The 12809-nt window shown below is 67.9% G+C and carries 7 protein-coding genes; 4 read left to right on the forward strand and 3 right to left on the reverse strand.

Going from position 1 to position 12809, the window contains the following annotated elements; genetic code table 11:
* Positions 1-2: 2 nt before the first annotated feature.
* On the forward strand, positions 3-2159 hold the full coding sequence (locus OG707_RS37675; RefSeq protein ID WP_329126374.1) for an outer membrane protein assembly factor BamB family protein: 2157 nt from the start codon (positions 3-5) through the stop codon (positions 2157-2159).
* A gap of 14 nt (positions 2160-2173) precedes the next feature.
* Positions 2174-3160: a ThuA domain-containing protein gene (locus tag OG707_RS37680; RefSeq protein ID WP_329126375.1), complete on the forward strand. Its 987-nt coding sequence runs from the start codon at positions 2174-2176 to the stop codon at positions 3158-3160.
* A 100-nt stretch (positions 3161-3260) separates the two neighbouring features.
* On the opposite strand, the gene OG707_RS37685 is transcribed toward OG707_RS37680, so the two are convergent.
* Positions 3261-3800, reverse strand: a complete 540-nt coding sequence (locus OG707_RS37685) for an NUDIX hydrolase family protein (RefSeq protein WP_329126376.1) — start codon at positions 3798-3800, stop codon at positions 3261-3263.
* A 1048-nt stretch (positions 3801-4848) separates the two neighbouring features.
* On the opposite strand from OG707_RS37685, the gene OG707_RS37690 reads away from it, so the two are divergent.
* On the forward strand, positions 4849-6282 hold the full coding sequence (locus OG707_RS37690; protein WP_329126377.1) for an endo-1,4-beta-xylanase: 1434 nt from the start codon (positions 4849-4851) through the stop codon (positions 6280-6282).
* Positions 6283-6674: 392 nt separating this feature from the next.
* Here OG707_RS37690 and OG707_RS37695 read toward each other — a convergent pair whose 3' ends face one another.
* Both OG707_RS37695 and OG707_RS37700 read right to left on the reverse strand, forming a co-directional pair.
* Positions 6675-11138, reverse strand: a complete 4464-nt coding sequence (locus tag OG707_RS37695) for an AAA family ATPase (protein WP_329126378.1) — start codon at positions 11136-11138, stop codon at positions 6675-6677.
* Entirely contained in the window at positions 11135-11530 is a 396-nt protein-coding gene (locus tag OG707_RS37700) for a CU044_2847 family protein (protein WP_329126379.1), read from the reverse strand. Before OG707_RS37700 ends, OG707_RS37695 begins: the two co-directional genes overlap by 4 nt.
* Positions 11531-11834: 304 nt before the next feature.
* Between OG707_RS37700 and OG707_RS37705 the strand changes: the two genes are divergently transcribed.
* Positions 11835-12773 (forward strand): ABC transporter ATP-binding protein, encoded by a 939-nt coding sequence (locus tag OG707_RS37705; RefSeq protein ID WP_329126380.1) that lies wholly within the window; start codon positions 11835-11837, stop codon positions 12771-12773.
* The last annotated feature ends 36 nt before the right edge of the window (positions 12774-12809 follow it).

The following is a 12809-nucleotide window of genomic DNA, read 5'->3' on the forward strand; positions in this document are numbered from 1 at the left end:
CGATGGAACGGCGTACTTTCCTCCTGACAGCCGCAGCGACCGGCACCACCGCGGCCACCTCCCTGGCCGGCCCCGCAGAGGCCTCCGGCAGGACTCCCGGCCTCGCGCTTCCCGTACCACCACAGTCGGCGGCCCTGGGCGTGAGCGCCCGTGACTGGCCCAAAGCCGGCGGCAACTACGGCAACCAGAACCACTCCGCACTCTCCGCCGTCACACCCAAGAACATCGCCAAACTCGGCGGGGCCTGGCACCTCAACCTGGAGGGCGGCTCCACCGCCCAGTACCAGCAGTGCACGATCGTCGTGCAGCACGGCGTGCTGTATGTGGAGACCACGCAGCAGAACGTCTTCGCCGTCGACGGGCGCACCGGTGAGGTCATCTGGAAGACCAGCCTCGGCACCGAGACGACCAACATGCGGGGCGTGGCCGTCGCCGGTGGCCTGGTCTTCTCCATCTCGGGCGCCAACATCGTCTACGCCCTCGACCAGAGAACCGGGGCCGTCGTCTGGCAGAAACCCCTGATCGTCGAGGACAACGGAGGCGATGACGGCTGCGACGACAACAGCGGCCAGTGCGGCGGCAACAGCGGGGGACTCGCAGGCGCGGTCGTGCACTTCGACGGGCTGATCTATATCGGCACCGAGGGTTCCACAGCGGGCGCGCGCGGCCGCGGCTACGCCCTGGACGCCAAGTCCGGAGACGTCGCCTGGACCTTCTGGGGGCCACCGGGACCGGGCGAGTACGGGCACGACACCTGGGAGGGCGACTCCTGGAAAACCGGCGGCGCCGTCCCCTGGATCCATCCCGCCGTCGACCCCGAACTCGGCCTGGTCTACTGGACGTTCGGCAACCCCTACCCCCGTACCGACGGATCGTCCCGGGGCGGCGACAACCTCTTCGCCAACTCGATCGTTGCCATCGACGCCAAGACCGGCGCACGGCGCTGGCACTTCCAGTCCGTCCACCACGACATCTGGGACGCCGACAACGTCATGGCGCCGGTCCTCGCCGATCTCCTGATCGAAGGACGCAGACGCAAGGTCGTCGTCTACGGCTCCAAGACCTGCCACTTCTACATACTCGACCGGCGCACCGGCGAGGCGATCCACGGCATGGAAGAGCGTGACGTTCCCCAGCAGGCCGAGCAGAAAACCTCTCCCACTCAGCCCTTCCCCGGCGGCGAGCCCTTCACCGACCCCTTCCCCCGGCTCGACAAACCCACCAGGCCGGTCCCCTTCTACCCGGCCGGCGGCCTGTACTCGGTCTTCTGGGACCGCGCCACCATCATCTTCCCGGGCGCAGGAGGCGGCGGCGACTGGGGCTTCCCGTCCTTCAGCCCGAAGACCGGCTACGTCTACATCGGCTACGGACTGGTCAACTCCTCGTACTCCAACACCCATGGAGGCCGGGTCAACACCGCCCGCCCGCTCGGTGAACTCTTCGGCGGCGGCCTGGTTGCCATGGATCCGCGCACCAACACCGTCGCCTGGCGCAAGGAGGGCGACTGGTCGCTGGCGCACGGCAACGGCATTCTCACCACGGCGGGCCGCGTTCTCTTCCAGGGCCGCCCCGACGGCGTACTCGAAGCGATGGACGACACCGACGGCAGCACCCTGTGGACCTGGCAGTGCGGGGCCGGAGTCAACACCATCCCGGTCTCCTACGAGATCGACGGCGAGCAGTACGTCGCCGTGCTCGCCGGCGGAAACGGACTGCCCTTTCCCGATATCCCCAAGGGCGACCATCTCTGGGCCTTCAAACTCGGCGGCAAACTCCCGCCCGCCACCGCACCCACCCCGCCCTCGCGCCGCAACCAGATCCGCACCACCGCCGTCACGGGCGAGGCCGCGCACAACACCGTGACCCTGGGCCGGATCTGGGACACGAGGACAGGCGCACCGGGCACCGCCGAGAACACCGTCGCCCAGACGGCCATGGCACCCCAGAACCTGACGGTCCCGACCGGCACCACGGTCACCTTCGTCAACCCGGCCGACAACCAGCAGGCGCACGGCGCGGCGGCCTTCTTCGATGCCGAGTTCGACACCGGACTGCTGATGCCAGGCCAGTCGTACGCACACACCTTCACCAAGACCGGCGAGTACTTCTACAACGACCCGGTCTTCCCCCAGTCCACCGGCAAGATCGTCGTCCAGTGAAGGGACCGACCGTCATGACGCCAAGACCCCGAACCCGCGCCCCGCTCGCCCTGGCGATGACCATCGCGCTCATCGCCCTGGCCGCCTTCTTCGGCGGCCAGTTCCAGGCCTCCGCCCACGCCGGACCGCAGTCCACCGGTGCCAGGCAGCTCGGCGCCCCCGACTACGGCGTCTGCCGCGGCACCAGCCCGTCCTGCTACCACGACTGGGGCAACTTCACCCCGTCCGCCACCGGCTACAAGGTGCTCCTCTACACCCGCACCGCCGGCCCCCGTCACGCCGACCTCGGTCCCGCACTCGCAGGCGGCCTCGACCCTGCACTGACCGCTGCCAACGTGGTACAGAACGCCCTCATCGCGATGGGCAAGGCGAACGGCTTCACTGTCGACTGGACCGAGGACATCGCCCAACTGTCGTCCCCCGCCCAGCTGTTCAAGTACAACGCGGTCATCTTCTTCTCCACCAGCCGCGACGCGCTCGACGATGCCGCCCAGACCTCACTGCGCCAGTACATCCGAGGCGGAGGAGGCTTCGTCGGCATCCACAACGCATTCGGCACGGAGTACAACTGGCCCTGGTACGAGGGCCTCCTCGGCGGCGCCAACTTCTACGACCACGGCCCCGAACAGCCCGGCACCGTCGTCACCACCAACCGTGAGGACACCTCCACCGCGAACCTCCCGGCCCGCTGGGCCTTCACCGACGAGTGGTACAACCTGGTCCCCGCACCCACCGAGGTACGCCTCCTCGCCACGGTCGACGAATCGACGCTCGCCAAGGGGGTCACCGGCAACTACGGCCACCCCGGCCACGGCAAGGTGCACCCGGTCGCCTGGTGCCAGTACTACGACGGCGGCCGCGCCTGGCTCACCACACTCGGCCACGACGCCAAGGACTTCTCCACCGACGGTTCATACGCCGGCGCCGAACAGTTCCAGAAACTGATCCTCGGCGGTATCGAATCCGCCATGGGCAAGAGGCCGTTCTGCCGGGCGGGCTGAGAGGACGACAGGCACGCCCATGCCCGCGACGACTGGTCATCGGTCAGGTCCTCGAGCTCGTGGGCACGGGTGGTCCGGCTGTGAGGGCTGTGACCGCCGGTCAGGTCGCCGCGCCGACGTGGGCGAGGGCCTGGCGCAGGAGGGCTCCCCGGCCGCCCTGCATCTCGTCGAGGACCGATGCGGAGGCGGCTTCCCCAGGGGTGAACCACACCAGGTCGAGGGCGTCCTGCCGGGGGCGGCAGTCGCCGCTCACCGGGACCACGTAGACCAGGGACACCGCGTGCTGGCGCGGGTCGTGGAACGGTGTCACTCCGGGCGTCGGAAAGTACTCGGCGACCGTGAACGGCTGGGTCGAGACCGGGATGCGGGGGAGCGCCACCGGGCCGAGGTCCTTTTCCAGGTGGCGCAGGAGCGCGGCGCGCAGCTGCTCGTGATGCATGACCCGGCCGGAGACGAAGCTGCGGCTCACCGTGCCTTCGGGGTCGATGCGCAGCAGCAGCCCGACGTGGGTCACCTCGCCGTGCTCGTCGACGCGTACGGGGATGGCCTCCACGTACAGGATCGGCATACGTTCACGGGTCGTCTCCAGCTCGTCGTCGGACAGCCAGCCGGTCGCACTCTCGATCGCAATGTCAGACATGCGGTGATCATATGAGTCCGGTCCGCTCCGGGGCCGCCTTTCCGCACCTCGTCCGCCCCAGCGTCGCCCGCTTCACCGACGACCTCCGTGACCGCACGGCCACCGACCTGGGAGACCCCGGTCCGCCGGTCCGGCCGTGGGCCGGGAACGAGGGGCCTTCTCGCGCGACCGGCCCACGTCTGTATCGATTCGAAGCTCGATCATGGGACAGCCCTCAACCAAGGATCACGATTCCGGCCAGGGCTGCAACTATCCCTGGCACCGCCCAACGCCAGTCGGTGGATCCCGGGCTGAGTCCGCCCTGCCAGCGTTGGTGCACTCCGTTCCAACGGGTCCAACGCGATCTAGCTATCAGGACGAGCCCACAGAGGAGCATGGCGCAACCCAGGCCCAGTCTCACGCGAGGTTCCTCACAGTCGTCGGACAGGCCGAACGGACAGTGCGGCAACAGACCTTGCCCCCGCCTCCAAGATCGTCACGGGACAGCCATTAGGTGATGTTCGCGCCGTCTGCATCAGAGGCCTCCTTGGTGGGGGCGGAGGGTGAGGTCGCCCCGGTGAACCGCAGAGCGGCTCTGTCGGGGCAGAGAGCAGTCCGATAAGTTTTCGGAGATTTCCCGGATTCTCCGATGCCACAAGGTAGGAATGCGGAGCCCTTCGGTCAAGGCCTGTTACCGATCTGTCCGCAAACAGTCCTTCCTCTTGGGCTTGTTGGGCTGCCGTGTCGCCTGGAAAAGGCACGTCCCGGGCCCTGTGGTATCCGTTGGTGATGGTGCCGCGAGCTCGTCGGCCGGCCCGCTGGGGTTCCGAAAATTTTCGGATGAGAAACGGAAACTATTTCTGCGGGAAGTATTGACGAGTCCTCGTCAACGCCTCAATCATCCCTGTCTGAGACACCGGCCGGAGTTCGGGATGCCGAACGACGTCCACCCTGGGCGGTCCATGCCGCCCGGGTTCCGGCCCGCTCCGTCCGTCTGCCGAGAGGGAGGGAACGGCGCAGATTTCCCGCGCTTCAGTCTTTCCGTGATTTCGACCTAGGAGGCACAGCCATGGGCTCATATGCCCTTCCCGGACTTGCTACCCGCCAGAAGATCCGAAGTCTGCTGCCGGCGGTGCTCATCGGCATCCTCGTTTCCGCCGGCACGCTGATCGCGCCGCCGCCCGTACACGCCGCCGAGAGCACGCTCGGCGCCGCCGCGGCGCAGAGCGGCCGTTATTTCGGCACCGCCATCGCCTCGGGCAGGCTGGGCGATTCGGCTTACACGTCGATCGCCGGCCGTGAGTTCAACATGGTGACGCCCGAGAACGAGATGAAGCCCGACGCCACCGAACCGCAGCGGGGCCAGTTCAACTTCACTTCCGGTGACCGGGTCTACAACTGGGCCGTGCAGAACGGCAAGCAGGTGCGTGGTCACACCCTGGCGTGGCACTCCCAGCAGCCCGGCTGGATGCAGAGCCTCAGTGGCAGCGATCTGCGCCAGGCGATGATCAGTCACATCAACGGCGTGATGGGCCACTACAAGGGCAAGATCGCCCAGTGGGACGTCGTGAACGAGGCCTTCGCCGACGGCAGTTCGGGCGCCCGGCGCGACTCCAACCTGCAGCGCACCGGCAACGACTGGATCGAGGTCGCCTTCCGCACCGCACGCGCCGCCGACCCGGCCGCCAAACTCTGCTACAACGACTACAACGTCGAGAACTGGACCTGGGCCAAGACCCAGGCCATGTACAACATGGTCAAGGACTTCAAGCAGCGCGGCGTGCCGATCGACTGCGTCGGCTTCCAGTCGCACTTCAACAGCGGCAGCCCGTACAACAGCAACTTCCGCACCACCCTGCAGAACTTCGCCGCCCTCGGCGTCGACGTGGCCATCACCGAACTCGACATCCAGGGCGCCTCGTCCACGACGTACGCCGGCGTGACCAACGACTGCCTGGCCGTCTCGCGCTGCCTCGGCATCACCGTCTGGGGTGTGCGCGACACCGACTCCTGGCGATCGGGAGACACGCCGCTGCTGTTCAACGGCGACGGCAGCAAGAAGCCCGCATACACCGCCGTCCTCAACGCGCTCAACGGCGGTTCCACCACGACGCCCCCTACGGGCGGCGGAACGGTCAAGGGGGCCGGGTCGGGCCGCTGCCTGGACGTGCCCAACGCCAGTACTGCCGACGGCACCCAGGTCCAGTTGTGGGACTGCTCGGGCTCCACCAACCAGCAGTGGACGTACACCGCAGCCGGTGAGCTCAGGGTGTACGGCAACAAGTGCCTGGACGCCGGCGGCACCGGCAACGGTGCCAGGGTCCAGATCTACAGCTGCTGGGGCGCCGACAACCAGAAATGGCGTCTCAACTCCGACGGCTCCATCGCCGGCGTCCAGTCAGGTCTCTGCCTCGACGCCGTCGGTGCCGGCACTGCCAACGGCACCCTGATCCAGCTCTACACCTGCTCCAACGGCAGCAACCAACACTGGACCCGCACCTGAGGGGACTCGCCGCAGCGACTCCTGTCACCTGGAGTACGTCCACCGGAGGCGGGACACGAACTCCGGCGCAGATGATCGTGCCTGCCGCCGTGCCGGCGGATGCCCGAAATGCGGCGTTCGAGACTCTGAACTAGGAGCGACCGCAGCGCTGGGGGCAAGAGGTCGCAGGTTCACATCCTGTCGTCCCGACAGTTCGTTCAATCGAACGTCGCAGGTGAAGGGTCGTTCTCGAACGGCCCTTCTTCTGCTCCCATCCCGGCTCCCACCCGCACGGGCATGCGCGAAAAGAATCTGAACCGTCCCGACTTGCGGCGACGTGCGCGTGTTTGAAGGGCGGTTCGCTATTCGGTGATGGCTCGTCAGACGGGCCGGTGCGCCGTAGGGACTTTCGATCAGCCGGGCCTCTTCCGTCCTGTAACAGCCGTCCCCACGTCGATCACCAGTACTCCTTGCTCGCTGCCCACCGCCAAAGCGCCCGGGTTCGGTATCCAGCACAGGGACCTCACTTGCATGGATACGGGTATCCACATCACGCATTCCTTCTCGTGGAGATCCCAGATCCGTACGACGGCGCGATTGCCGTACGTTGCGAGGAGCGTGGTGCCGTCGGCTCGAGGTACGGCACACATCTCTGTCACCCGTTCACGATGACCCTCCAGCGTGTGCCGGAGTTCCCCGGTGACCGGATCCCAGATCTGAATGGTGCGGTGGTCGCTGTTTGTTGCGAGGAGCGTGGTGCCGTCGGCCTGCGGCAACGCGCAAAGTGTCCCCACATAATCGAAACGTCCCTCCAGGGTGTGGCGGAACTTCCCGGCGACCGGTTCCGATACCTCGATCGATCCCCCGTCCCTACGGGTGGCGAGAAGTGTGCTTCCGCACGCCTGCGGCACCGAACACGCCGTATTCCCCCAGCGAGCCTGCTTGAGGTTGCGGGTTCTCCCTGTGCCGGGATTCCAGACCCAGTGGTTGTCGCGTTCGTCGCTGATGGCGAGGAGTGTGGTGCCGTCGGCCTGCGGCAGCACAAGCACCACCCTCACTGGGCAGGTGCTCTTTCTGAGGGTGTGGCGGGGCTTCCCGGTGAGCGGGTCCCAGACCCGAACCGTTCCGTCGCGGGCCCCGGTTGCGAGGAACGTGCTGCCGTCAGTCTGTGGCAGTTCACAGAGCGCTCCCAAGTACTTGAAGTCGACCTCCAGGGTGCGGTGGATCTCCCCCGTGACCGCATCCGAGATCCGGACTTTGTCGGATCCGCCGATGGCGAGGAGTGAGGTGCCGTCGGCCTGCGGCAGCGCACACACCACCACCGCCGAACTGTCCTGGCCTTCCACCGGGCGGTGAATTCTCCTGGTGACGGTGTCCCAGAACCGAACGGTGTGATCGTCGCCGCCGGTGGCGAGGAGCGTGCTGCCGTCGGTCTGCGGCACCCCGCACATCGACCACACCGAGCCGATATGCCCCTCCAGCGTGTGGCGGAGCTCCCCGGTGACCGGATCCCAGATCTGGACGATCCCCTCGCCCTCACGGTCGATTATGTCCTCGTCCCTGCCGATGCCGGTGGCGAGAAACGTGCTGCCGTCGGCCTGCGGCACTACGCACACCACGATCTCCGCATGGGTGCCGCCCGGCAGTGTGTGGCGTAGTTCCCCGGAGGAGGGGTCCCAGATCCGAACGGTGCTCGTATTGGTGGCTCGGACATCGTTCACGACGACGGCCAGGAGCGTGCTGCCGTCGGCCTGCGGCAGTACGCACAACGCCTCTGCCCAGCCGGTCCCCTCCAGCGTGCGGCGGAGTTTCCCGGTGACGGGATCCCAGATCCGCACGATCCCCTCGCGCCCACTGACGGCCAGGAGTGTGCTGCCGTTGGTCTGCGGCAGTACGCACAACGCCTCTGCCCAGCCGGTCCCCTCCAGCGTGCGGCGGAGTTTCCCGGTGACGGGATCCCAGATCTCTACGAACCCCTCGGGCCCACCGACGGCCAGGAGCGTTCCGCCATTGGCCTGCGGCACCCCGTACATCGAGCCCCACTCGTTGCTGTCTCCTTCCAAGGTGTGGTGCTCCCCGGTAGCCGGATCCCAGATCCGAACCGAACTGGTCATGGTGGTGTCGGAGATGCCCGCAAGGACCGCTACGAGCGTGCTGCCGTCGGCTTGCGGCAATGCACAGACCGAGCGCGCCCAGCCCGTCCCCTCTGCGAGAGTCCGACGGAGTTCCCCCGTGCCCGGGTCCCAGATCCTGACGACCCCCTCGCCCTCGTCCTCGAAACTGCCCTCAAGCCCTCCCTGGCCGGTGGCAAGGAGGGAACTACCGTCGGCTTGCGGCAGCACACAGACCGACGCCACGAAATCGATGTGCCCGTCGATGGTGTGGTGGAGCGCCCCGGTGGCGGGGTCCCAGATCCGAACGGTGCCGTCGCCTTCACCCCCGCCCGTGACCATGGAACTCGCCGTGGCCAGGAGCGTGCTGCCGTCGGCTTGCGGCAGTGCGGAGATCGAATTCACCGAGCCGGTGTGGCCGTCCAGGACGGCAACCTCCGTACGCGGCTCGCCGCGATACCACAGGGCCCGCCACGGAGGTGCCGGTGAGGTGTCCGACTGGTACAACGTCCCCGTCCCGTACGTCACTTCACTGAGGCTGATCAGGGCTGCGCGTGTGCCCGGGCTCTCGTCGATGGCCAGAGGCGTGCGGCGCAGCAGGAGGGCGCGTTCGCGGGCTTCGGGGCTGGAGGCAGCCGTCAGTGCAGCGGGCAGCAAGGCGCGCAGGTCGGCGTACAGGGGGTAGTGGTCCTCGGCGAGAAGCAGATCCATGGCATTGCCGTGGACGGCGTGGGTCGGCAAGTTGCGCAGCAGGTAGCCCGGTGCGCTCCGCCATGTGTCGGCTGCCCTGCCCCGCGCAATCAAGTCGCGTGCGAGACGCGCTTGGTCGTCCGTTACGTCGCTGACGCGGCGCAGGGCGTCGTTGAGTGCCTGGTGGAAGAGCCGGTAGCACGCCTGACCATGGTCGTCGCTGGTCTGGACGAGGAAGTTGGCGGCGTCCGTACGGGCGAAGTCCCGGATGCGTGCGGGCGGAAGGGCCACGTCGCCCAGCGCCTGGATGAAGGCTGACCACAAGTCGGCCGAAATGCCGGGGGATTCGGCGTAGGCCAGTGCGGTGAGGAGGGTTCTGGCAGGAACGCCGTCCTGGGCGGGTATCCGCTCCAGGTAGGCGTCGAGAGCGGAATCCACGGAGCGGACGGTATCGCCGGGTGCGCCGAACGGACGGCCCGCAGCGTCCACTCCGGACATACTCTCGCGTCCGCCGGGGAACACGGGGGCGAAAGCGCCTACCGGTTCGGTGTCGTACAGGCCGTGGGCTCGGGCTATCAGTCCAGCGACCAGAAAGTTCCGGCCGGCGGCCCTGGCCACTTGGTCGGCGGCCGAGCGGGCGGCCGTGTCGTCGTTGTAGGGATTTCCTGGGCGCTCGCTGCCCTCGAGACGCAGGGTGGCACATGCATAGGCGACCAAGTCGTCGCGGTCGAAGTACGCGGGGTCGTCGAGATCGATGGTGAGGCTGGGCGCGAACTCGTTCAGCAGAGAGCCTGCGTTGTCGCTGATCCGGGTACCGACGACGATGCGTACTCCGAGGGCGTCGAGGTTTTCGGCGCAGGGGCGGGCAATGTGGCGCATGATCGCGCGGGCTTCGGCGGGGGTCGCGGCTTCGTCCAGGGCGTCAACGATGACGGTGAACCGGTGGTCGCGGCGGTCGCGTTCCAGGGCCCGGCGAAGCGCGGAGGGCAAGTCCTCGGGGCGTTCGGGGAGTTCGGCCGAGGCGGCACGGGCAATCTCGCGGGCGACGTCACGGGCGGTCTTGCCTTTGGCGTGGACTGCGCAGGCGACCGATCCGGGAAGGGCGCGTACGGCGTCGTCGCCGGGTGGCAGCTCGTCGGCGAGCTGCGGATCGGCGGTGGTGATGATCCGTGCCAGGAGTGCGGACTTGCCCGCTCCCGGTGAGCCGGTGACCACCAGCACACGCCGGCCGGCGCCCTGCCCGTCCAGCCAGTCCCGCACGGCAGTGAGCGCGCTGCTGCGCCCGCGGAAGCGGTGGCCGCGGTCCGCGTCGGTGGTGACGCCGCGAGCGCGTGGGTGCCAGTGCCGACCGGTTTCCGGGTCGTCGGTCAGCTGCCAGCCCCAGTGCGCAAGGGCATCGGTGCCGGCGGCCTCCAAGTGGCGGCCGGCCGAGAGCAGATGGAGCTTCTCCTCGGGCAGGGCCTGTTCAATGCGGCGCAGGCTGAGCGCGTCCGCCGTGCCGCCTTGCCCGGTGCTGTGACTGATCATGCCGACGACGGCCTGGTACTCCTGCGACCACAGCGCGGTGCCACTGAAGCCGTCCTCGACTGTGTCCTCGGTCACTTTCAGCTTCAGCCAGTCGTGGCCGAGCTCCTTGGCCACGGTCCCGGCGGCTGAGTCTCCCAACATGTCGGGGAACCCGAACGCCCACCAGGTCCGGCCCGCCAGGTCGTTGTCCTCGGGGTGCCGCAGCGGAGCGGCGCAGTGCGCGTCGAGCGGTTCGGCCAGGAAGAGCACCGCGACATCGTTGAGGAGGAAGTCCCGCCCACTCCTGCGGTCGCGGTAGGGCATCGGTTGCTGCGGCAGGACGATGCGGGAGGTTCGGAGGCGCTGATCTCCCAGGGCACGGTTACGCGGGAAGGCGACCCACAGCTGTTCGTGGGGGTCGGTGTTGTCCAGCGTTCTGTACACGACGTGAGCACAGGTCAGCACTCGGTTCTCATCGATGAGGAAGCCGGATCCGACAGGCGAATCCGCCCCTTCGGCCTGCTCGTGCACTGCGGCCAGCCAGGTCAGGTCAGCCGGTTCCCTGTTCATGACTGCGGTGGTTCGTCCTGGTCGTTGCCGCTCGTATCTCCCTCACCGCCTTCCGCGCTGTCGGCGGCGCGGTTGAGACTGCCGGCGCCATCTGTTCCGGAGGGCCGCCAGGCCATGGTGACCTCGAAATTCGCCTCGCTGGCGGCCTTGGCCACCAGCCAGTTCGCCGTGCCGGAGACCTTCACGCCGAACTTCACCGTAACCTCGCCCGGCTGCAGGCTCCTGACCTGCTGAAGCACCACCTGCGCCGCCGCTACGGCCGGTTGCACAGCCTCCGCGATGCGGCCCACCGAGCCTCCATGACCCACCTGATGAGGTCCGCCATCCGGTTCGATCTCGAACCGGACCTCGGAGCCGTCATCGAGGGTGTAACTGACGATCTTGTTCGGCATCGGTTTCCCCGAGAACGGCGTGTGAGCCGGAGGCGCGACACGCGAGACGGCAATGGGTTGGGAACAACTGTCGGTGCAGTACAGGAAGTTACCGCCCCGTGGGCGGTGAGGGAGGCGAGTTCGTACGTACAGTCACTCCACCGCGGATGGGCCGGCGGAAGCAGGAGTGCGCCGGGAGTGGGTCTGGTGCTCCATGGACATGGCAATTCCATGACCTGACGTTCCATGTACGTTCAATCAACCGTCGACGCGTACGCAGTGTTCTGTCCCTAGGGTCCCCAAAGGCTTCAAGAGTTGGGGACCCATGGACACACTCCTTGCCATCCGGGCGCGCGGGCTCAGTAAGTGTTTCGGCGACGTCGTCGCCCTCGATGCCATAGACCTGGATGTGCCGCAGGGGCGGATCCATGGTCTGGTCGGACCCAACGGCGCAGGGAAGACGACCCTCCTCGGCCTGCTGCTCGGGCTTGCCGTCGCCGACATGGGCAGCCTGGAGATCCTGGGTACGTCGTCCGGCACGGCATCGTCCGTACCCGACGGCGTGGCCGGTTTCGTGGACGGCCCCGGGCTCTACCCCTCGCTCACCGCCCGCAAGAACCTGGCCGCCCTGGGCTCATTGCGCGGTCTGGACCGGCGCGCAACGGCCGTTGACGACGTACTGGAACAGGTGGGGCTCACCGACGTCGCCGACGAGCGGGTGCGCGGCTTCTCGCTCGGCATGCGCCAGCGGCTCGGGCTTGCCGCGGCGCTGCTCACCAAGCCCCGGCTGCTCGTACTCGACGAGCCTGCCAACGGTCTGGATCCGGCAGGCAAGAAGCACGTCCACGGCGTCCTTGCCCGCCTCGCGGCCGACGGCACTGCTGTGGTGCTCTCCAGTCACCGGATGGACGACCTCGAGGCGCTGTGCTCGGAGGTCACCATCCTCGCCGCAGGGCGTGCCGTCTTCTCGGGGCCCCTGAGCAAACTCGCCGCCGAGAGCAGCGAACTCGACTACCGGCTGCGCACCTCGGACCCCGATGCCGCCCGCCGGATCGCCGCGGACACCGACGGCATCCGTGTCGTGGACGACGCGGGTGCGCCGGGAGACGCCGGTGCGCTCGTCGTGCGCGCGCTGATACCCGCCCTCGACGACCTCGTGGTGCGCCTGGTGGGCGAGGGGATCGCACTGCGCGAACTCGCCCCGGTCGTCTCCCCTTTGGAGGCCGCGTTCCTCGCCCTCACCCAGCATCAGGAGGCATCGTGATCACCGCGCCCTCGCCCGTGGTTCCCGCTGCCGCCC

This window comes from Streptomyces sp. NBC_01465, assembly GCF_036227325.1.
Taxonomy (GTDB): Bacteria; Actinomycetota; Actinomycetes; order Streptomycetales; family Streptomycetaceae; genus Streptomyces.

What these genes read in the sequence shown, in the direction of transcription:
- OG707_RS37685 (WP_329126376.1), bottom strand. Translation starts at nt 3,800, where the DNA reads ATGTCTGACATTGCGATCGAGAGTGCGACCGGCTGGCTGTCCGACGAC.
- OG707_RS37695 (WP_329126378.1), bottom strand. Translation starts at nt 11,138, where the DNA reads ATGAACAGGGAACCGGCTGACCTGACCTGGCTGGCCGCAGTGCACGAG.
- OG707_RS37705 (WP_329126380.1), top strand. Translation starts at nt 11,835, where the DNA reads ATGGACACACTCCTTGCCATCCGGGCGCGCGGGCTCAGTAAGTGTTTC.
- OG707_RS37675 (WP_329126374.1), top strand. Translation starts at nt 3, where the DNA reads ATGGAACGGCGTACTTTCCTCCTGACAGCCGCAGCGACCGGCACCACC.
- OG707_RS37700 (WP_329126379.1), bottom strand. Translation starts at nt 11,530, where the DNA reads ATGCCGAACAAGATCGTCAGTTACACCCTCGATGACGGCTCCGAGGTC.
- OG707_RS37690 (WP_329126377.1), top strand. Translation starts at nt 4,849, where the DNA reads ATGGGCTCATATGCCCTTCCCGGACTTGCTACCCGCCAGAAGATCCGA.
- OG707_RS37680 (WP_329126375.1), top strand. Translation starts at nt 2,174, where the DNA reads ATGACGCCAAGACCCCGAACCCGCGCCCCGCTCGCCCTGGCGATGACC.